Annotated in this window: 14 protein-coding genes; 12 read left to right on the top strand and 2 right to left on the bottom strand. The window is 70.5% G+C overall.

The features are described 5' to 3' along the window. The first annotated feature begins 17 nt into the window (after nt 1–17). The 8 genes from pncB (at nt 18) to AC1PK7_RS18030 (ending at nt 13,271) form a co-directional block, all read left to right on the top strand. A complete protein-coding gene (pncB, locus tag AC1PK7_RS18065) occupies nt 18–1,202 on the top strand; it encodes a nicotinate phosphoribosyltransferase (RefSeq protein WP_481099029.1) in 1,185 nt (394 codons plus the stop codon). A 211-nt stretch (nt 1,203–1,413) separates the two neighbouring features. Continuing rightward, nucleotides 1,414–1,872 (top strand): cellulose biosynthesis protein BcsD, encoded by a 459-nt coding sequence (gene bcsD, locus AC1PK7_RS18060; protein WP_481099028.1) that lies wholly within the window; start codon nt 1,414–1,416, stop codon nt 1,870–1,872. Between the two features lie 47 nt (nt 1,873–1,919). Next, nucleotides 1,920–2,294, top strand: a complete 375-nt coding sequence (locus AC1PK7_RS18055) for a hypothetical protein (protein ID WP_481099027.1) — start codon at nt 1,920–1,922, stop codon at nt 2,292–2,294. 95 nt (nt 2,295–2,389) lie between these two features. Then, nucleotides 2,390–4,540 (top strand): UDP-forming cellulose synthase catalytic subunit, encoded by a 2,151-nt coding sequence (gene bcsA, locus AC1PK7_RS18050; protein WP_010343617.1) that lies wholly within the window; start codon nt 2,390–2,392, stop codon nt 4,538–4,540. Nucleotides 4,541–4,599: 59 nt separating this feature from the next. Continuing rightward, entirely contained in the window at nt 4,600–6,888 is a 2,289-nt protein-coding gene (gene bcsB / locus AC1PK7_RS18045; protein WP_481099026.1) for a cellulose biosynthesis cyclic di-GMP-binding regulatory protein BcsB, read from the top strand. Further along, complete coding sequence (bcsZ, locus tag AC1PK7_RS18040; RefSeq protein WP_481099025.1) at nt 6,885–8,051, top strand: cellulose synthase complex periplasmic endoglucanase BcsZ; 1,167 nt, start codon at nt 6,885–6,887, stop codon at nt 8,049–8,051. The genes bcsB and bcsZ overlap by 4 nt, the downstream gene beginning before the upstream one ends. Next, a complete protein-coding gene (locus AC1PK7_RS18035; RefSeq protein ID WP_481099024.1) occupies nt 8,039–12,532 on the top strand; it encodes a cellulose synthase subunit BcsC-related outer membrane protein in 4,494 nt (1,497 codons plus the stop codon). Before bcsZ ends, AC1PK7_RS18035 begins: the two co-directional genes overlap by 13 nt. Nucleotides 12,533–12,755: 223 nt before the next feature. After that, on the top strand, nt 12,756–13,271 hold the full coding sequence (locus AC1PK7_RS18030; protein WP_295949228.1) for a peptide deformylase: 516 nt from the start codon (nt 12,756–12,758) through the stop codon (nt 13,269–13,271). Nucleotides 13,272–13,447: 176 nt separating this feature from the next. Here the strand turns inward: AC1PK7_RS18030 and ettA are convergent, their stop codons facing one another. Together ettA and AC1PK7_RS18020 are read right to left on the bottom strand one after the other, a co-directional pair. After that, a complete protein-coding gene (gene ettA / locus AC1PK7_RS18025; protein WP_010341954.1) occupies nt 13,448–15,109 on the bottom strand; it encodes an energy-dependent translational throttle protein EttA in 1,662 nt (553 codons plus the stop codon). A 136-nt stretch (nt 15,110–15,245) separates the two neighbouring features. Next, on the bottom strand, nt 15,246–16,691 hold the full coding sequence (locus AC1PK7_RS18020) for an MFS transporter (RefSeq protein WP_481099023.1): 1,446 nt from the start codon (nt 16,689–16,691) through the stop codon (nt 15,246–15,248). 208 nt (nt 16,692–16,899) lie between these two features. On the opposite strand from AC1PK7_RS18020, the gene AC1PK7_RS18015 reads away from it, so the two are divergent. From AC1PK7_RS18015 to nrdR, 4 genes are all read left to right on the top strand, one after another. After that, nucleotides 16,900–17,823, top strand: coding sequence for a helix-turn-helix transcriptional regulator (locus tag AC1PK7_RS18015; RefSeq protein WP_481099022.1), 924 nt, complete (start codon nt 16,900–16,902; stop codon nt 17,821–17,823). A 110-nt stretch (nt 17,824–17,933) separates the two neighbouring features. Further along, nucleotides 17,934–18,425 (top strand): RcnB family protein, encoded by a 492-nt coding sequence (locus tag AC1PK7_RS18010; protein WP_481099021.1) that lies wholly within the window; start codon nt 17,934–17,936, stop codon nt 18,423–18,425. A gap of 121 nt (nt 18,426–18,546) precedes the next feature. After that, on the top strand, nt 18,547–19,815 hold the full coding sequence (glyA, locus tag AC1PK7_RS18005; RefSeq protein WP_481099020.1) for a serine hydroxymethyltransferase: 1,269 nt from the start codon (nt 18,547–18,549) through the stop codon (nt 19,813–19,815). Nucleotides 19,816–19,920: 105 nt separating this feature from the next. Next, a complete protein-coding gene (gene nrdR / locus AC1PK7_RS18000) occupies nt 19,921–20,451 on the top strand; it encodes a transcriptional regulator NrdR (protein ID WP_010340907.1) in 531 nt (176 codons plus the stop codon).

Below are 20,451 nucleotides of genomic sequence, written 5' to 3'. Positions count from 1 at the left end.
GGGCGCATAATCGGCGGATGATCATCGACTCGTTGCTGGACACCGACCTCTACAAGTTCACCATGATGCAGGCGGTGCTGCATCAGCATCCCGGCGCGCAGGTGGAGTACCGCTTCAAGTGCCGCACCCCGGGCATCGACTTGGCGCAGTACCTGCCGCAGATCTCCGAAGAGATCGACGCGCTGCGTGCGCTGCGCTTCCGCGAGGACGAGCTGGACTACCTGCGCGCGATGCGCTTCATCAAGCCGGACTTCGTCGATTTCCTGGCGCTGTTCCACCTGGACCGCAAGTACCTGCAGTTGCAGGCCTCGACCAGCGTGCCCGGCGAGATCGAGCTGCACATCCGCGGGCCATGGCTGCACACCATCCTGTTCGAGGTGCCGCTGCTGGCGATCGTCAACGAGGTGTGGTTCCGCAACGCCGGGGGCGCCGACCATGCCGAAGGCCTGCGCCGCCTGCAGGCCAAGATCGCGTTGCTGCGCGACACCCCGGGCTACGACAATTGCGCCATCGCCGACTACGGCACCCGGCGCCGCTATTCGCGCGCCTGGCACGGCGAATTGCTGCCGGTGCTGCAGCAGACCCTGGGCAAGCAGTTCGTCGGCACCAGTAACGTGTACTTCGCCCGCCGCTACGGCCTGACCCCGCTGGGCACGATGGCGCACGAGTACCTGCAGGCGTTCCAGGCGCTGGGGCCGCGGCTGCGCGATTCGCAGGCGGCGGCGCTGGAGTCGTGGGCGCGCGAGTACCGCGGCGATCTCGGCATCGCGCTGTCGGACGTGGTCGGCCTGGATGCGTTCCTGCGCGATTTCGATCTGTACTTCTGCAAGCTGTTCGACGGCATGCGCCACGATTCCGGCGATCCGTTCGAGTGGGGCGAGCGGGTGCTGGCGCATCTGCAGCGGCACCGGGTGGATCCGCGCAGCAAGATCCTGGTGTTCAGCGACGGCCTGGACATCGACAAGGTGATGCGGCTGTACGCGCATTTCCGCGACCGCTGCATGCTGGCGTTCGGCGTCGGCACGCACCTGACCAACGACCTGGGCCTGGTGCCGCTGCAGATCGTGATCAAGATGGTCCGCTGCAACGGCCAGCCGGTGGCCAAGCTCAGCGACTCGCCCGGCAAGACCCTGTGCGACGACCCCGCCTATCTGGCCTACCTGCGGCAGGTGTTCCAGGTGTCGGCCGAGGAGCAGCCCTGAGCCGGGAATGGCCGGCCCGTGCGCGCCGACCGCTGACGGCCGGGCAGCGGTCGCATTTCCGTCTGCGAGGGCTTTGCTGTGAAGAAAGAGTGAGATACACTGCATTGCAAAGTGAGAACTGTGTCGCAATAGTGACGGCCGCCAACAGCCGGTCCGAGGCGCCACAGCCGCTACGCCGTTGTCGTTCCGTCCCTGGCCAGAGACTTCCTCGATGAGCGTTCACGCGTTGCAGACCCATTACCGCACCCACGCCTGTTCGCGGCAGTGGCGCGGTTTTCTGCGCGCGCTGGCCGAGGAATTCGCCGCCGAACTGGGCGCCGAGGACCTGGCCCTGCTGATGGCGCGTATCGGCCGCCGCTTCGCGGTCGAGCACCCGGTCGGCGGCTGCAGCACCCTGCAGGAACTGGAGGACGCGGCCAACCGCGTCTGGGACCGGCTGGAATGGGGCTACGCGCGCTTCGAGGAGCACGCCGACCGTGTCGAGTTGCTGCACGCCGGCTCGCCGCTGCACATCGGCCTGGCCGGGCAGGCCAGCGGCGCCGACGGCTTCCTGGAAGGGGTGTATCAGGCATGGTTCGTGCAAGTGGGGATGTCGTCCGGCCTGGGCGTGCGTGCGTTGTCGTCCGGGAGCGAAGACCTGCGGCGCTTCGTGCTGGCCAGGGCCGGCTGAGCGCGGCGGTAGCGACCGATTATTTTCAGATCGTCATGAGGGGCGTCATGTCCAAGAAGTCCAAGCAGACGGGTGCCGAAACCGGCGACGACGTCTCCAGCCTGTTTGCCAAGCTCGGCAGCAGCGGTGCCACCGCGTACCAGGATTTCTCCGCCGACCGGCTCAGCGCCGCCGAACCGGCCGCTGCGCCGCCAGCGGCGCCTGCCGCTCCGGTGCCTGCCGCGCCGGCGCCGGTGTTGTCGGTGGTACGCGCTGCGATCGAGCCCAGGCCGGCGGCACCGGTGCCTGCCGTGACGTTGCCGATGACGCCCGCCGCCACCGGCACGCCGTTGCAGCAGCTGTTCCAGCGCCTGCTCGAGGTCGGCCGCGAGGCCACCGTGCCGGCGCCGGGCGGACCGCTTAAGCGTTTCTTGAATCGTTGATGTCACGCGGCGCCTGCGGGCGCCGCACCTGTTTGCCGTCGCCGCGCGGTGGGGAAGACCGCGCGCCGACCTCCTCCCCTTGTTAGGAATCGCCGATGAGCGCTGCCTCCGCGTCGCGTGCCGCGCGCCCGCTGCATGTCCTGGCCAATTGGTCGCTGTGGCTGCTGGGCGCCGTGTTGCTGGTCTTCGTCGTCGCCATCCCGATGGATGTGCCGCAGCAACTGCTGTTCTCGCTGGTGGTCTTCGCCGCGGCCATGCTGCTGCGGCGCAGCGGCAGCCGCCTGGCGATCCTGGTGATGATGGCGCTGTCGCTGGCGGTGTCCTCGCGCTACATCTGGTGGCGCCTGACCCAGACCGTGGGCATGAGCAGCCCGATCGACCTGAGCCTGGGCCTGGGCCTGCTGCTGGCCGAACTGTACGCGTTCGTGATCCTGGCGCTGGGTTACTTCCAGGTGCTGTGGCCGCTCAATCGGCGGCCGCTGCCGCTGCCGGCCGACCAGCAGCAATGGCCCAGCGTCGATCTGTTCATTCCCACCTACAACGAACCGCTGTCGGTGGTGCGCTCGACCATCCTCGCCGCCAGCGTGATGGACTGGCCGGCCGACAAGCTCAACATCTACCTGCTCGACGACGGCCGCCGTGAGGAGTTCCGCGCGTTCTGCGCGCAGGTCGGCATCCACTACGTCACCCGCACCAACAACTTCCACGCCAAGGCCGGCAACATCAACGCCGCGCTGAAGAAGTCCAGCGGCGAGTACGTGGCGATCTTCGACTGCGACCACATCCCCACGCGCTCGTTCCTGCAGGTGGCGATGGGCTGGTTCCTGCGCGACGCCAAGCTGGCGGTGGTGCAGATGCCGCACTACTTCTTCTCGGCCGATCCGTTCGAGCGCAATCTCGGCAACCACGGCAAGGTGCCCAACGAGGGCGAGCTGTTCTACGGCCTGCTGCAGGACGGCAACGACCAATGGGACGCCACCTTCTTCTGCGGTTCGTGCACGGTGATCAAGCGCAAGCCGCTGGAGGAAGTGGGCGGGGTGGCGGTGGAGACCGTCACCGAGGACGCGCACACCGCGCTGAAGCTGCACCGTCGCGGCTACCGCAGCGCCTACATCGCGGTGCCGCAGGCCGCCGGCCTGGCCACCGAGAGCCTGTCCGGCCACGTCGCCCAGCGCATCCGCTGGGCGCGCGGCATGGCGCAGATCGCGCGGCTGGACAACCCGTTGCTGGGCAAGGGCCTGCGCCTGTCGCAGCGGCTGTGCTACGCCAACGCGATGCTGCACTTCTTCTACGGGCTGCCGCGCATCGTCTACCTCACCGCGCCGCTGGCCTTCCTGTTCTTCGGCGCGCACGTGATCCACGCCTCGGCGCTGATGATCCTGGCGTATGCGCTGCCGCACATCCTGCAGGCCAACCTGACCAACCTGCGCACCCAGGGCAAGTTCCGCCACCTGCTGTGGAACGAGGTCTACGAGACCACCCTGGCCTGGTACATCCTGCGCCCGACGCTGGTGGCGCTGTTCAATCCCAAGCTCGGCAAGTTCAACGTCACACCCAAGGGCGGACTGGTGCCGCGCAGCTACTTCGACGGGCAGATCGCCAAGCCCTATCTGTTCCTGCTGGTGCTCAACCTGGCCGGCCTGGCCGCCGGGGTGATGCGCCTGCTCAGCGTGCAGGCCGGCGGCGAGGCGCAGACGATCTGGTTCAACCTGGCCTGGACCGCCTACAACGTGCTGTTGCTCGGCGCCACCATCGCCACCGCCAGCGAGATGCGCCAGGTGCGCCGCTCGCACCGCGTGCCGCTGGACATCCCGGCAACGCTGCACCTGGCCGATGGCCGCGAACTGGATTGCCGCACGGTCAACTTCTCCACCGGCGGCATGGCGCTGCGCCTGCTCGCGCCGGTGCCGGTGGAGCCGGACCTGCCGGTGGAGATCGCGCTACCGCAGCGCGGCAGTTCCAAGCGCCTGCCGGCGATGGTGCGCCACGACCGCGACGGCGAAATCAGCATTCAGTTCCGGCCGATGTCGATCGAGCAGGAGCGCTGGCTGGTGGCCTGCACCTTCGCCCGCGCCGACATCTGGGTGTCGCAGTGGGGCCGCCACGACCGCGACCGCTTCTGGGTGTCGCTGGGGCGCGTGTTCGCGGCCAGCATGCGCGGCTTCAAGCGCCTCGGCCAGCACGTCGCCAGCAGCGCGCGCAGCGGCTGGCGCGGCCGCACCGCCGGCGAGGAGGCTGCGCCGTGAGTCGTCGTTGCGCCGTGTCGCGTTCCTTTTTCTCTCCCACTTCCCTCCGGTTGCCGTCGATGCGTCTACTCGCCCTGGCTGCGTGCTGTCTCACGCTCCTCTCCGGCCTCGCCCTGGCCCAGGAGCCGACCCTTCCCGCCTTCGCGCCGGCGCCCGCCGCCGCCGCGACCGCCACGCCGCAGCCGTCTCCGGCCGAACGCGAGCGCTCGGCCACGCTCAAGCAGCTCGGCGTGGACTACGAGATGACCCTGCGCGGCATCCAGGGCAGCGCCGGCATCGCCTTCAGCACCCGCACCGACGAAGTGGTGCAGGCGGCGAACCTGCACCTGGTCTACAGCTACTCGCCAGCGCTGCTGCCGGACCTGTCGCACCTGAAGGTCAGCGTCAACGGCGTCACCGTGGCGACCCTGCCGGTCAGCCGCGAGAACGCCGGCAGGCTGCAGCAGAGCGACGTGCCGATCGATCCGCGCCTGATCAGCGACTACAACCGGCTCAACCTGCAACTGATCGGCCACTACACCCGCGACTGCGAGGATCCGGACCACACCAGCCTGTGGGCCAACATCGATCCGGCCACGCGGCTGTCGCTGACCGCCACGCCGCTGGTGCTGCGCAACGACCTGGCGCTGCTGCCGGTGCCGTTCTACGACAAGCGCGATACGCGCCGGCTGGAACTGCCGTTCGTGTTCCCGCAGCGCCCGGACCTGGCCACGCTGCGCAGCGCCGGCATCGTCGCCTCCTGGTTCGGCGCGCAGGCCGGCTACCGCGGCGCCGCGTTCGGCGTGACCATCGGCGACGTGCCGGCCACCGGCAATGCGGTGCTGTTCGCCACCGCCGCGACCCTGCCGGCGGAACTGGCGGCGACCCAGGCCGGCCTGAGCGAGATCGCCGGCCCGACCCTGGCGATGATCGCCAACCCGCGCGATGCCACCGGCAAGCTGCTGCTGGTGCTGGGCCGCGACGACAACGACCTGCAGCAGGCCGCTACCGCGCTGAGCCTGGGCACGCCGTTCAATGGCCCGGTGGCGCGCATCGGCGAACTCAAGCAGGCGCAGCCGCGCAAGCCCTACGACGCGCCGAACTGGATCTCCAGCGATCGGCCGGTGCACTTCGGCGACCTGGTGGCGCAGACTTCGCAACTGAACGTCAGCGGCTACCACCCCGACCTGATCCGGGTCGGCCTGCAGCTGCCGCCGGACCTGTTCGTGTGGCAGCGCGACGGCATCCCGGTCAACCTGCGCTACCGCTACACGGTGCCGGAGACGCAGAACAAGTCCGCGCTCAACGTCAGCATCAACGATGCCTTCGTCACCACGCTGCCGCTGACCGGTCACGCCTATGCCGAGTCGCTGCCGCTGCGCTGGTGGCACGAACTCTCGCCCAAGGGCGCGATGCCGGTGGAGCAGAAACTGCTGCTGCCGACCGGGCCGTTCTCGGCCAACAGCCAGCTGCGCTTCCATTTCTTCTTCGACCGCCCGCAGGCGCAGGCGTGCAAGAACACCTTCCCCGACGTGTCCGGCGCGATCGATGCCGACTCCAGCGTGGACCTGCGCTCGTTCCATCACTACATGGCGATGCCGAACCTGGCCGCGTTCGGCAATGCCGGCTTCCCGTTCACGCGCCTGGCCGACCTGTCCGAGTCCACCGTGGTGGTGCCGGACGAGATCGGCGACCAGGACATGGCCAATCTGCTGACCCTGCTCGGCCGGCTCGGCGCGTCCACCGGCTACCCGGCGCTGCGGGTGACCCTGATCCACGCCGCCGAGGTCGACCAGCACGCCGACAGCGACCTGCTGGTGTTCGGCAGCCTGCGTTCGCAGCCGCTGTTCCAGCGTTGGAGCGCGGCGCTGCCGATCGGCGACGGCGCCAGCGGCCGGCGCTTCTCGATGAGCGACTGGGTGCTGGACAAGCTGCCCGGGTTCCTCTCGTTCGACGCGCGCCGCACCGATCTGCCGACCACCGCCGAGGTCGCGGTCAAGCCGGCGCCCGGCGATGTGGTGCTGATGGGCTTCCAGTCGCCGCTGAAGGCCGGGCGCAGCGTGGTCGCGCTGCTGGCCGAGGATCCGGCCAGCGTCGAGGACTTCTTCGACGCCTGGCTGGAGCCGGCCACGCTGAAGGACTTCCAGGGCAGCGTGGTGCTGCTGCAGAAAGGCAAGGTGCGCAGCCTGGCTGGCGACCAGACCTACTACGTCGGCCACCTGCCGCTGCCGACCTGGGCGCGCTGGTACTTCTCGCAGCACCCGCTGCTGCTGGGCCTGGCGGTGGTGGTGCTGAGCGTGCTGCTGGCGCTGGCCGCGCGCGTGGTGCTGCGCCGGCATTCGGCGGCGCGGTTGCAGGAAGGGCAGTGAACACACACACCGGCCAACGCCGGCGTCTGCTCGGCAGCCTGCTCGCCGCCGGTGCGGCGACGCTGCTGCCGCCGGCGCGCGCTGCGCTGGCGGCCGCGCCAGCCTGCGCGCCGTGGCGCGAGTGGAGCGCCTTCGTCGGCAAGCACCTCGATGCCAGCGGGCGGGTGATCGATTTCCAGCACGCCGACCAGCGCAGCACCTCCGAAGGCCAGTCCTATGCGCTGTTCTTCGCGCTGGTGGCCAACGACCAGGTGCTGTTCGAGCGCGTGCTCGGCTGGACCCGGCACAACCTGTGCGGCGGCCGCCCGCAGCAGGTATTGCCGGCCTGGCTGTGGGGCCGCGCCAGCGACGGCAGTTGGCGCGTGCTCGACAGCAACAGCGCCAGCGACGCCGACCTGTGGATCGCCTACGTGCTGCTCGAGGCCGGGCGCCTGTGGCAGCGGCCGGGCTACACCCAGGCCGGCCTGCAGATGCTGGCGCTGGTGCGGCGCGCCGAGCTGGCCGAGCTGCCCGGGTTCGGCAGCATGCTGCTGCCGGCGGCCAAGGGCTTCGTCCAGCCGCAGCGCTGGACGCTCAATCCCAGCTACCTGCCGCTGCAGTTGCTGCGGCGCTTCGCCGCGGTCGATCCGAAAGGGCCGTGGGCCGGCCTGGCCACGCGCAGCGCGCGGATGCTGCGCGACAGTGCGCCGGTCGGGTTCGCACCGGACTGGATCGCCTGGGACGGTCGCACGTTCGGCGTCGATCCGGACAAGGGCGCGATCGGCAGCTACGACGCGATCCGCGTGTACCTGTGGGCCGGCATGCTCGATGCCGCCGATCCGCTGCGCAAGGCGCTGCTCGACGATCTGTCCGGCCCGCTGCAGCAACTGCGCGCACAGGGCCGCCTCGACGAGAAGATCGACACCCGTCAGGGCGTCGGCAATGGCCAGGCGCCGCCCGGTTTCGCCGCGGCGCTGCTGCCGTACCTGAGCGCGCTGCGCGAACCGGCGCTGCTCAAGGCCCAGGCGCAACGCATTCCCGCGCCCGGCGACACCGCCGCGGCCCGGCTTCCCTACTACGACCGGGTGCTGATCCTGTTCGGACGCGCCTGGCTCGACAACCGCTACCGCTTTTCCGCAGACGGCGCGCTGCAGCCCGCCTGGAGAACCCAATGCTCCGCATGAACCTCAAGCCCCTGTACCTGGCCGGCATGATCGACCTGTGCCTGCTCGCCGGCAGCGCGCAGGCGCAGAACGCCGGCGCCACCCAGCAACTGGTCAGCCAGGGCAACTACTGGCACGACCAGGGCCGCGACGATCTCGCCGCCGACGCCTGGCGCAAGTTGCTGCAGGTCGATCCGAACCAGCCCGACGCGCTGCTGGGCCTGGCCCAGATCGACCTGGCGCAGGGCCGCCAGACCGATGCGCGCAAGCGCCTGGCACAGCTGCAGAAGGCGCATCCGCAGGCGCCGCAGACCCAGCGCCTGGCGATGTCGATCGGCGGCACCGGTGACAACGCCGACCTGCGCAACGCACGCCGCGCCGCTGCCGCCGGCCGCTACGTGGACGCGGTACGCGCCTACCAGGCACTGTTCGACGGCAAGGGCCCGCCGGACTCGCTGGCGTTGGAGTACTACCAGGCGCTGGCCGGCACGCCGCAGGGGTGGGAGGGCGCGCGCGACGGCCTGCGCCGCCTGGCCGCCGCGCAGCCGGACAACACCGCCGCGGCGCTGGCGCTGGCGCAGGTGCAGACCTACCGCGAACCGTCGCGGCGCGAGGGCATCGCCCAGCTCTCCGCGCTGAGCAAGCGCGCCGATGTCGCCGGCCCCGCGCGTGCCGGCTGGCGCCAGGCCCTGCTGTGGCTCAATGCCGGTCCCGCCGATGCGCCGCTTTACCAGGCGTTCCTGGCCGCCAATCCGAACGATGCCGAGGTGGCCAAGAAGGCCGCGCAACTGCAGGAACGCCGCGCGCAAGGCGGCGGCGACCCGGCCGGCGAACAGTTGGGCGAGGGCTTCAAGGCGCTCAACGCCGGCAACCTGGCGCTGGCCGAGCAGCGCTTCGCGCAGGTGCTGCGCGCGCGTCCGCGCGATGCCGAGGCGCTCGGTGGCCTGGGCTCGGTGCGGCTGCGCCAGCAGCGTTTCGGCGAAGCGCAGGAACTGCTGCGCCCGGCCGCGGCCGCCAACGGTAAGTGGCGCAGCGCGCTGGACAGCGCGCGCTACTGGCTGCAGGTGCAGCAGGCGCAGGCCGCACGCACCCGCGGCGACACCGACGCCGCGCTGCGCCTGGCCCAGCAGGCGGTCAAGCTCAAGCCCGAGGAGGCCGCCGGCTACGCGTTGCTGGGCGATCTGCAGTCGGCCAGCGATGCCGCCGCGGCCGAAAAGAGTTACCGCGAGGCGCTGCGCCTGCACGCCGACGATGCCGGCGCGCTGCAGGGCCTGATCGCCCTGTACAGCCGCCAGGGCCGTGCCAACGAGGCCAGTGCCTTGTTCGCCAGGCTCAGTCCGGCGCAGCGCCAGCAGGCCGGTGGCGAGTCGGCATTGAAAGCCAACCTGCAGCGCGCCCGTGCGCAGCAGGCGCTGGAGGCCGGCGACACCGTCACCGCGCAGAGCGAGCTGGAGAAGGCGATGGTCGACAACCCGGGCGATCCGTGGGTGCGGCTGGACCTGGCGCGGCTGTACCAGCAGGCCGGGCGTCCGGATCAGGCGCGCAGCGTCATGGACGGCCTGCTCGCGGTGCACGGCGATATGCCCGAGGCGCTGTACGCCAATGCGCTGCTGGCGCAGGAACGCGGCGACTGGGCCGGCGCCTACGCCAGCCTGGAGCGCATTCCGGCCACTGCGCGCACCGCCGAAATGAGCGCGCTGCGCAACACCGCCTGGGTGGAACAGCAGGCGGCCCAGGCGCGCCTGCTGCAACAGCAGGGCCGCGGCGGCGAAGCACAGTTGCTGCTCGGCCGTACCGAGGCCGCGCTGGGCGAGGCGCTGGAGCAGCCGGCGCTGCTGGCGGCGATGGCCGGCGCCTACGCCGACATCGGCAGCAACCAGCGCGCGCTGACCCTGGCGCAGCGCCTGGTCGCGCAGAACCCCACCACCGAGGCGCGCCTGCAGTACGCCAGTGTGCTGCTGCGCGCGCACCAGGACGCCGAACTGGCCGCCACCCTGCGCCAGTTGCGCGACAGCGAGATGAGCGCCGAGCAGCAGCGCCGCTACCAGGCGCTGCGCAGCGGCTACGTGCTGCGCCAGGTCGATGCGCTGCGCGAACTCGGCAACCTCGAAGCCGCCTACGACGCGCTGGCGCCGCTGCTGGCGCAGCAGAACCAGGATCCGCAGGCGGTGGCCGCGCTGGCGCGGCTGTACGCCGCCGCCGGAGACCAGCGCCAGGCGCTGGTGCTGTACCAGCAGCAACTGCAGCAGTCGCCCAACGACCTGGACACGCTGATCGCCGCGGCCAACACCGCCGCCGCGCTGCGCGACCTGCACAGTGCCGAGGACTACCTGCAGCGCGCGCTGGCGCAGGCGCCGGATTCGCCGCAGGTGCTTGCCGCTGCCGGGCGCGTGTACCGCAGCGCCGGCAAGAACCGCAAGGCCGAGAGCTATTTCCGCGCAGCGCTGGCGGCGCAGGCGCGCCAATCCGGCCAGTACGACAACGGCCTGCCGGCCGCCAACGGCCCGGCGTCCTACGCCGCGGCCGGGCGCCCGCTCAACCCGTTCGCCGGCATGAACGGACGCATGCCGCGCAGCGCCGCGGTGGTGTCCGACAGCCTCGGCGGCGGTGTGCCGGCCCCGGCCCCGGCCTACGCCGCGTCCGCGCTGCCGACGTCCGCGCCGGCGATGAGCGCCGGCGACGACCTGCCGCCGCCGGCCAGCGCCAGCGCCGCGGGCGTGGCCCTGGGCGCGTTGCCGGTGCCGGGCCAGCGCGCCACCACCGCCCGCACCGCGCCGCGCGCGCTGCCCGGCGAGGACGGGCTGCTGGCCGCCGCGCCGCGCGCGTCCCTGCGCCAGCCGGCCGCACCGGCCACCGCCGCCGGCGGCTCCAGCGTGCTCGACGAACTGCGCGAGGTGCAGGCGGAGAACAGCGACAGCCTCGCCACCGGCGCCAGCTACCGCGCCCGCGACGGCGAGGCCGGCCTGGGCCGGCTGCGCGATCTGGAAGTGCCGCTGCACGGCGAATTCGCGGTGGGCGAGGGCAAGCTGCAGGTCGACGTCACCCCGACCCTGCTCGACGCCGGCACGCTCGGCACCGACTACGCCACCGCCAGCCGCTTCGGCGCCGGCCCCGCCGCGGCGATGGGCGATGCCCTGGCCGCCGACCGCACGCCGATCGACAGCCTGGTCGGCAGCGACCTGTACCAACTGCTGCTCACCGAGGGCAACAGCAACGCCACCCGCAACGCGCTGCGCACCTACGCGGTCAACAGCGGGCTGTACAACAAGCTGTTCAACGACACCGACCCGGCGCTGACCAACGCGCAGCGCGAGGCGGCAGCCCTGCAGGCGCTGTACGCCGAACCGCTGTCGGCGTTCCTGCTCGGCAACACCGCCGCCGACACCGCGATCGGCACGCTGGCCAGCGCCATCCTCGGCGATGCCTCGCGCAGCGCCGACCTCAGCGCCGCCGACATCGCCCGCTTCCGCAACCTCGCCGCCAATCCCACTGCCGCGGCGCTGACGCCGGCCGGCTTCAGCCAGGCGCTGTACACCATGGCCGCCAACGGCAACGGCGCGCGGCGCATGGACCAGGACGCGCGCGGCGTCGGCATGGCGGTGACCTACAAGAACGGCGGCTTCAGCGCCGATCTCGGCAGCACGCCGGTCGGCTTCCCCGAGCGCCGCATCGTCGGCGGCGTCGGCTATCGCGGCCAGGCCGGCGACAACCTCACCTATTCGGGCGAGGTGTTCCGCCGCGCGGTCAGCGACAGCCTGCTGTCCTTCGGCGGCGTCGACGACGGCCGCACCGGGCTCGGCTGGGGTGGCGTGACCAGCAACGGCCTGCGCCTGTCGGCCACCCTCGACAACGGCCTGCTCGGCGGCTACGCCAGCGCCAGCGCCGACCGCCTGGTCGGCCGCAACGTCGCCAGCAACGACCACCGCCAGGTCGACCTGGGCGTGTACGTGCACGCGCTGGACACCGAGAACCAGTCGCTGACCGCCGGCCTCAACCTGACCGCGATGCAGTACGACAAGAACCTGGGCGGCTACACCTACGGCCAGGGCGGCTACTTCAGCCCGCAGGACTACGTGGATCTGGGCTTCCCGGTGCACTGGAGCGGGCGCACGGCCGGGCGCACGGTCAACTGGAGCGTGGACGCCAGCGTCGGCGTGCAGCATTTCCGCAGCGACGACAGCCCGTACTTCCCGACCAGCGCGCAGATGCAGCAGGCCGCCTACGACGCTGCCTCGCTGGCCGCGCTGCTGGGGCTGACCGACCGCTACGTCGCGCCGGTCTACGCCGGGCAGAGCAAGACCGGCATGTCCTACAACATCGCCGGCGCGGCGGAGTGGCAGATCGCCCCGCAACTGTTCCTGGGCGGCCGCCTGCTGCTGAACAACGCCCGCGACTACACCCAGTTCAGCACCAACCTCTACGTGCGCTTCGTGCTCGACCGGCTCGGCGCCGGCCTCGGTCGCCGCCCGCAGGTGCTGGCTTCGCCGTACGTGCCGGAGTAGGGCGCGCCAGGCACGCTGCTCCCGGCGTACGTAGGAGCGGCTTCAGCCGCGACGGGCGTTCCCGACAACGCCTGTCGCGGCTGAAGCCGCTCCTCCGACGTTGCGTCGGCGCTTTGCTGGAGTGCCGATATCGCACCGCTGCGGGCACGGTACATCGCAGCCCCCGCTGCACGCGCCGCCAGCACGGCGGATAATCGCGGCCATCCCCGCACAGGAGCCCGCCATGATCCGCGACATCATCCGCATGGGCGACCCGCGTCTGCTGCGCCAGGCGCCGCCGGTCACCGACTTCGATAGCGCGCAATTGCATGCGCTGGTGGCCGACATGTTCGAGACCATGGACGCTGCGCGCGGCGTCGGCCTGGCCGCGCCGCAGATCGCGGTGGACCTGCAATTGATGGTGTTCGGCTTCGAGCGCAGCGCGCGCTATCCGGACGCGCCGCCAGTGCCGCGCACCGCGCTGGCCAACGTCGAGATCGAGCCGTTGTCCGACGAACTGGAGGACGGCTGGGAAGGCTGTCTGTCCATTCCTGGGCTGCGCGCGGTGATCCCGCGCTACCGGCACATCCGCTACCGCGGCGTGCTGCCGGACGGCACCCCGCTGCAGCGCGAGGCCGAGGGCTTCCACGCCCGCGTGGTGCAGCACGAGCACGACCATCTGATCGGTCGGCTGTATCCCTCGCGTATCCGCGACTTCGACAAGTTCGGCTTCGAGGACGTGCTCTCCTACGACTTGTAGTACCGGCATCGACATCGCGCTGTGTGTTTTCGTAGGAGCGGCTTCAGCCGCGACCGAGCGTGCCCGGTCGCGGCTGAAGCCGCTCCTACGACAGCGCCGATCACAGGCGCTGCCCAAAACGCGCACGGCCCGCGCGAAGCGGGCCGTGGCGGGTGCTGCTATGAACGCGCTGCGGCTTACTTCAGCGCCTTGAAGCGCAGGCGCTTGGGGCCGGCGTCGTCGCCCATGCGGCGCTTCTTGTCTTCCTCGTACTCGCGGTAGTTGCCCTGGAAGAACTCCACGTGCGAGTCGCCCTCGAAGGCGAGGATGTGGGTGGCGATGCGGTCCAGGAACCAGCGATCGTGCGAGATCACGAAGGTGTTGCCCGGGAACTCCAGCAGCGCGTCTTCCAGCGCGCGCAGGGTTTCGATGTCCAGGTCGTTGGACGGTTCGTCGAGCAGCAGCACGTTGCCGCCCTGCAGCAGGGTCTTGGCCATGTGCAGGCGGCCGCGCTCGCCGCCGGACAGCGAACCGACCATTTTCTGCTGGTCCTGGCCCTTGAAGTTGAAGCGGCCGATGTAGGCGCGCGACTGGATCTCCACGCCGTTGATGTTGAGGATGTCCAGGCCGCCGGAAATTTCCTGGAACACGTTGTGGTTGCCTTCCAGCTTGTCGCGGCTCTGGTCCACGTACGACAGCTGCACGGTCGGGCCGACCACGATCTCGCCCGAATCCGGCTTCTCCTGCCCGGTGATCATCTTGAACAGGGTCGACTTGCCGGCGCCGTTGGGGCCGATGATGCCGACGATGGCGCCCGGCGGGATGATCATCGACAGGTTGTCGATCAGCAGGCGGTCGCCGAACTTCTTGGAGACGTTCTTGAACTCCATCACCGAGTTGCCCAGGCGCTCGCCCGGCGGGATGAAGATTTCGTTGGTCTCGTTGCGCTTCTGGTAATCGACCGACTGCAGTTCGTCCAGGCGCGCCAGACGTGCCTTGCCCTTGGAACGGCCGCCCTTGGCGTTCTGCCGGGCCCACTCCAGTTCCTTCTGGATCGCCTTCTGCCGCGCCTTTTCCTGGTTCTCTTCCTGCTTCAGGCGCTCGTCCTTCTGCATCAGCCATTCGGTGTAGTTGCCCTTCCACGGAATGCCGCGGCCGCGGTCAAGTTCCAGGATCCACTCGGCGGCGTTGTCGAGGAAGTAGCGATCGTGGGTGACCGCGACCACGGTGCCGGTGTAGCGCGCCAGGAACTGCTCGAGCCACTCCACCGACTCGGCGTCGAGGTGGTTGGTCGGTTCGTCGAGCAGCAGCATGTCCGGCTTCTGCAGCAGCAGCCGGCACAGCGCCACGCGGCGCTTCTCGCCGCCGGACAGGTTGGCGATCTTGGCGTCCCACGGCGGCAGCCGCAGCGCGTCGGCGGCCACGTCGAGCTGGTTCTCCAGGGTGTGCGCGTCGCCAGCGGCCAGGATCGCCTCCAGGCGCTCCTGTTCCTTGGCCAGCGCGTCGAAATCGGCGCCTTCCTCGGCATAGGCGGCGTACACCGCTTCCAGCGCGGCCTGCGCCTGCAGCACTTCGCCCACGCCTTCCTCGACCGACTCGCGCACGGTCTTGTTCGGATCGAGTTCCGGCTCCTGCGCCAGATAGCCGACCTTGGTGCCGGGCTGCGGACGCGCCTCGCCTTCGAAATCGGTGTCCACGCCGGCCATGATCTTCAGCACGGTGGACTTGCCGGCGCCGTTGAGGCCGAGCAGGCCGATCTTGGCGCCGGGAAAGAAGGACAGCGAGATGTCCTTGATGATCTGGCGCTTGGGCGGCACGGTCTTACTGACCCGGTTCATGGTGTAGATGTATTGCGACATGGCAGCTCCAAAGGCGCAGGGCGCCCGCCGGCCGGCAGCCGGAGGGCGTCGAAAGGGATGACGGATTATAGCCGGACGGCCGCCGGCAATCGTTGCCGCGGTTGCGCCAGCACACGCGCTGGCGGTGCTGCGCGGGCTATTCGGCGATCGGCGGCAGTGCCGCGGTCGACGCCGTCGACGATGCGCCGGCGTGGCGCTGCCGGCGCAGGTAGAACAGCGCGCAGAGCACCAGCAGCAGCATCGCCAGCCACTCGCTGTGAAGCGCTGCCTGCATCGCGGCCAGGCTGCCGCCGCCGTGGGCGTGCGCGTAGATCGCGCCCAGTGCCGCCGGCCCCAGGCCCATGGCCGCCTGCAGGATGGTGGAGAGCATGGCGCTGCCGGCGCCGGCATGCTCGGTGGGCACCTGCGACAGGCCGATGCGGTAGAAGCTGGCCACGATCCAGGCCTGGCCGGCGCCGATCAGCGCCGTCGCCGGCGCCAGGTTGCCCGCGCCCGGATGCGGCCACACCGCGTGCAGCGTCCAGCCCAGCGCCAGCAGGCCCAGCATCTGCACCATGCAGCCCAGCAACAGCGTCGGCAGCGGGCCGCAGCGCGTCGCCACGCGGGCGCTGACCAGCGCGGAGGCGAAGTAGGCCGCCCCCAGCACGATGAAGGCATTGCCCGACTGCAGCGGCGACAGCCCGGCGCCGGTCTGCAGGGTCAGCGCCAGCACGAACATGAAGCCGCTCCAGCAGGTGAAGAACACCCCGCCCACCAGCAGCGCGAAGCGCACGCTGGGCAGCCGCAGCAGGGCCGGCGGCAGCAGCGGCGTGCGCCCGCGGCGTTCCTGCCACAGTTCGACCCGGGCCAGCGCCACCAGCAGCGGCAGGCACGCGGCCAGCACCGCCAGGCACGCCGGCGGCCAGTGCAGGGAAGGGCCCAGCGCCAACGGCAGCAGCAGGCAGGCCAGGAACAGCCCCAGCAGCCCAGCGCCGGCCAGGTCGGGCGGCATCCGCCGTGCCGCGCGGGTCTCCGGCACCGCGCGCAGGCAGGCCAGTGCCAGCAAGCAGAACGGCAGGTTGATCAGGAACACGCTGCGCCAGCCGGAGCCGCCGATGTTGGCGCTGACCAGCGATCCGCCCAGCACCTGGCCGATGACGAAGGCGATGCCGCCCAGCGAGCCGTACAGCGCCAGCGCCCGGGCATGTGCCTTGCCGTGCAGGCTGACGTGGATGGTGGCGAGGATCTGCGGCACCGCCAGCGCCGCCCCCAGGCCCTGCAGGATGCGGCCGGCCAGCAGCGCTCCCACCGAGCCGGCGACCCCGCACAGCAAGGAGGCCAGGCCGAACAGCAGCACGCCCGCGCCGAACACGCGGCGCCGGCCGAGGTTGTCGCCGAGCCGGCCGCCCGCTGCCAGGCCCACCGCGAAGGCGACGCCGTAGACGGCCACGATCAGTTCCAGTTGGGTCGCCGACGCATGCAGCGTGTGCGCGATCGAGCTGAGCGCCACGTTGAGGATGGAGAAGTCGATCAGCGGCAGCATCTGCCCGATCAGCAGGATGCCCAGGCCGCGGTGGCTCAGGGTGGGGGCGCTGGCGGACATGGCGGAAGCGGGGGAGGTGGGCGTGGTCATGGCGCGCAGTATGGGCAGTCGATAAACTGGTACAAGGACTCATTTATCCTGGTACTGGCAGTGCCTCCCTGACGGTCCGGAGCGGCGTCTCAGGCGCGGCCGGACGCGGCGGCGCGGCGTGCGCCGGGACCTGACGCCGGATCGTTCGGTGCCGGCAGACAACGACGCGGAGAAGACGATGCAACTGGACCTCGCGCATTCCACCCCCACGCCGCAGCGGGCGGCCGCAGCGGCCGCGTCCGGCCCGGCCCTGGCTGGCGAGCGTGCACGCGCGCTGGGCGCCTTCCTGCGTGCCCGCCGCGAGAGCCTGGATCCGGCGCGCCTGGCGCTGCCGCGCGGCGGCAGGCGCCGCACCCCGGGCCTGCGCCGCGAGGAAGTGGCCTTGCTCGCCGATGTCGGCGTCACCTGGTACACCTGGCTGGAACAGGGCCGCCCAGTGCGCGCCTCGGCGCGCGTGCTGACCGCCATCGCCCGCGCCCTGCAGTGTTCGGAGGTGGAAACCGCGCACGTGCTGGCCCTGGCCGGGGTGGGCGAGACCACGGCCCTGGCGCCGCCGTCGTGCCAGCGCCTGACCGACACCGGGCGCATGCTGCTGGACCAGCTCGGGCCGTGGCCGGCGATGCTGCAGACCCCGCGCTTCGACATCCTCGGCGCCAACCCGGCCTTCGAGCGGCTGATGGGCGTGACCCTGGCCGGCCTGGCGGATGCCGATCGCAACTGCGTCTATCAGGCCTTCACCAATCCGCGCTGGCGCGACGCGCTGCTCGATCGCCAGGACGTGCTGCAGCACATGGTGGCGATGTTGCGCGCGGCGATGGCCGAGCACCTGGGCGAGCCGGAATGGGAGGCCTTGCTGGCGCGCTACCGTGCCGCCTCGGCGGAGTTCGATGCGCTGTGGCGGCAGCGGCGCGAGGTGCGCGGGGTGGAAAATCAGCTCAAGCGCTTCCGCCATCCGCAGGAAGGCGAGCTGCGCCTGCAGCAGGTCAACTGGTGGTCGGCGCCGCGCAACGGCAACCGCCTGGTGGTCTATTTGCCAGCCGATGACACAGCGCAGGCCGCGTTGTTGCGCCTGCACGCGCAGGCCGCAAGTACCCATGGATGAACGCTTTCTTAGCCCGATCGGCAAAGCTGAATACGTAACCGATTCCAGCAGGAGGCGGTTCAGACGGCAAGGCTCTAAATGCAATCGCCACACCACGTGACGGAGCTGCCATGAACATGAAACGCCTTGCCACAATTGCCCTCTCGTCCGCGCTGGCGCTGGGTTTCATGGCGCCATCCGCGTTCGCCTGGGGTCCGGGTGGCCCGGGCCCGGGCTGGGGTCCTCCGGGACCGCCGCCCCCGCCCCCGGGACCGGGCCCGCGCGACCATGGCTGGTACGACCGCGGATACCGCGACGCCGATCGCGATCGCGACTGGCGCGACCGCGAGCGCGATCGCCGCGATGCCCGTCGCGCCTACGATCGCGGCTACCGCGACGGTTATCGCAATGGCCCCGACGTCGTCTACTACCGTCCGGGCCCGCCGCGCTGGGCGCGCGGCCAGCGCTACTACGGCCCGAACTACGTGGTCTACGACTACGACCGCTACCAGGTCCGGCGCCCGCCGTACGGCTACCGCTGGGTGCGCGACGACACCGGCAACCTGCTGCTGGTCGCCGTCGCCACCGGCATCATCGCCGACCTGGTGCTCAGCGGCCGCTGATCCCCGCCGCAGCACTGCCGAACGGCCTCCTTCAAGAGGCCGTTCGCGTTTTGGTTCGCCCTCGGGCGCGCGCGGGGCTTAAACTAGTCGTCTGCCTTCTGTCCATGCCCCCGGAGACCCGATGTTCCCGCGCGACGCCCGCATCGAAACCTACGATCCCGAACTGGCCCGCGCCATCGCCGCCGAAGCCGGCCGCCAGGAAGACCATGTCGAGCTGATCGCCAGCGAGAACTACTGCAGCCCGCGCGTCATGGAAGCGCAGGGCAGCCAGCTGACCAACAAGTACGCCGAAGGCTATCCGGGCAAGCGCTACTACGGCGGCTGCGAATTCGTCGACGTCGCCGAGCAACTGGCCATCGACCGGGTCAAGCAGCTGTTCGGTGCCGACTACGCCAACGTGCAGCCGCACAGCGGCTCGCAGGCCAACCAGGCGGTGTACTTCGCGCTGCTGCAGCCGGGAGACACCATCCTCGGCATGTCGCTGGCGCACGGCGGCCACCTGACCCACGGCGCCAAGGTCAATGCCTCCGGCAAGCTGTTCAACGCCGTGCAGTACGGCGTCAACGACCAGGGCCTGATCGACTACGACGAGGTCGAGCGCCTGGCCCTGGAACACAAGCCGAAGATGGTGGTGGCGGGCTTCTCCGCGTACTCGCAGGTCATCGACTGGGCGCGCTTCCGCGCCATCGCCGACAAGGTCGGCGCGTACTTCTTCGTGGACATGGCGCACGTGGCCGGCCTGGTCGCCGCCGGCGTGTATCCGACCCCGCTGCCGCACGCGCACGTGGTCACCTCCACCACCCACAAGACCCTGCGCGGCCCGCGCGGCGGCATCATCGTCGCCAGTGCCGCCGGCGCCGGCGACACGCTCGAGGACCTGTCCAAGAAGCTGCAATCGATCGTGTTCCCCGGCATCCAGGGCGGCCCGCTGATGCACGTGATCGCGGCCAAGGCGGTGGCGTTCAAGGAAGCGCTGGAGCCGGAGTTCGCCAGCTACCAGCAGCAGGTGGTGAAGAATGCGCAGGCCATGGCCAAGACCCTGATCGCGCGCGGCTACAAGATCGTCTCCGGCGGCACCGAAAACCACCTGATGCTGGTCGACATGATCGGCCGCGACGTCTCCGGCAAGGACGCGGAAGCGGCGCTGGGCAAGGCCCACATCACCGTCAACAAGAACTCGGTGCCCAACGACCCGCGCTCGCCGTTCGTGACCTCGGGCCTGCGCCTGGGCACCCCGGCGATCACCACCCGCGGCTACCTGGAGCAGGACTGCGTCGACCTGGCCAACTGGATCGCCGACGTGCTCGACGCCCCGGCCGACGACACCGTGCTGGCGCGCGTGCGCGACGCGGTGACCGCGCAGTGCCGCAAGTATCCGGTGTATGGCTGAGAAGCCGGGATTGGGGATTGGAGATTCGGGATTGGGCGTAAGCTCGGCTCCTGAGGTTTCTGCTTTTTCCAATCCCCAATCCCCAATCCCCAATCCCAGCCCCTGATGCACTGCCCCTTCTGCCAGCACACCGATACCCGGGTGATCGATTCGCGCGTGTCCGAGGATGGCGCGACGATCCGCCGGCGTCGCGAGTGCGAGGCCTGCGGCGAGCGCTTCAGTACGCTGGAGACGATCGAGCTCAAGCTGCCGACGGTGATCAAGAGCGACGGCGGTCGCGAGGCGTTCGATGCGCGCAAGCTGCGCACCAGCTTCGATCGCGCGCTGCAGAAGCGACCGGTGGCCGAGGAACAGATCGAGGCGGCGGTGCGTGCGGTGGTGCATCAGTTGCGCATGTCCGGCGAGCGCGAACTGCCCTCGATCCGGGTCGGCGAGTACGTCATGGCCGAGCTGCGCAAGCTCGATCATGTCGGCTATGTGCGCTTCGCCTCGGTGTACCGCAGCTTCCAGGACGTGGCCGATTTCCGCGAGGAGATCGAGAAGCTCGAGCGCGAATTGCCGGTCGGCAGCGAGCAGTTGCCGCTGCTGGACCTGGTGCGCGCGGCCAAGCCGGGCGACAAGACCGGCAAGCGCTGA

The organism is Xanthomonas sp. NCPPB 3174, assembly GCF_056725205.1.
Note: the sequence above shows the minus strand (reverse complement) of the source record. Positions and strands in the feature narration are given on the sequence as shown.

Coding starts and splice junctions, on each gene's coding strand:
- bcsD (WP_481099028.1), top strand. CDS start 1,414: ATGAGCGTTCACGCGTTGCAGACCCATTACCGCACCCACGCCTGTTCG.
- AC1PK7_RS18030 (WP_295949228.1), top strand. CDS start 12,756: ATGATCCGCGACATCATCCGCATGGGCGACCCGCGTCTGCTGCGCCAG.
- bcsA (WP_010343617.1), top strand. CDS start 2,390: ATGAGCGCTGCCTCCGCGTCGCGTGCCGCGCGCCCGCTGCATGTCCTG.
- AC1PK7_RS18035 (WP_481099024.1), top strand. CDS start 8,039: ATGCTCCGCATGAACCTCAAGCCCCTGTACCTGGCCGGCATGATCGAC.
- AC1PK7_RS18020 (WP_481099023.1), bottom strand. CDS start 16,691: ATGTCCGCCAGCGCCCCCACCCTGAGCCACCGCGGCCTGGGCATCCTG.
- ettA (WP_010341954.1), bottom strand. CDS start 15,109: ATGTCGCAATACATCTACACCATGAACCGGGTCAGTAAGACCGTGCCG.
- pncB (WP_481099029.1), top strand. CDS start 18: ATGATCATCGACTCGTTGCTGGACACCGACCTCTACAAGTTCACCATG.
- AC1PK7_RS18015 (WP_481099022.1), top strand. CDS start 16,900: ATGCAACTGGACCTCGCGCATTCCACCCCCACGCCGCAGCGGGCGGCC.
- glyA (WP_481099020.1), top strand. CDS start 18,547: ATGTTCCCGCGCGACGCCCGCATCGAAACCTACGATCCCGAACTGGCC.
- nrdR (WP_010340907.1), top strand. CDS start 19,921: ATGCACTGCCCCTTCTGCCAGCACACCGATACCCGGGTGATCGATTCG.
- bcsB (WP_481099026.1), top strand. CDS start 4,600: ATGCGTCTACTCGCCCTGGCTGCGTGCTGTCTCACGCTCCTCTCCGGC.
- AC1PK7_RS18010 (WP_481099021.1), top strand. CDS start 17,934: ATGAACATGAAACGCCTTGCCACAATTGCCCTCTCGTCCGCGCTGGCG.
- AC1PK7_RS18055 (WP_481099027.1), top strand. CDS start 1,920: ATGTCCAAGAAGTCCAAGCAGACGGGTGCCGAAACCGGCGACGACGTC.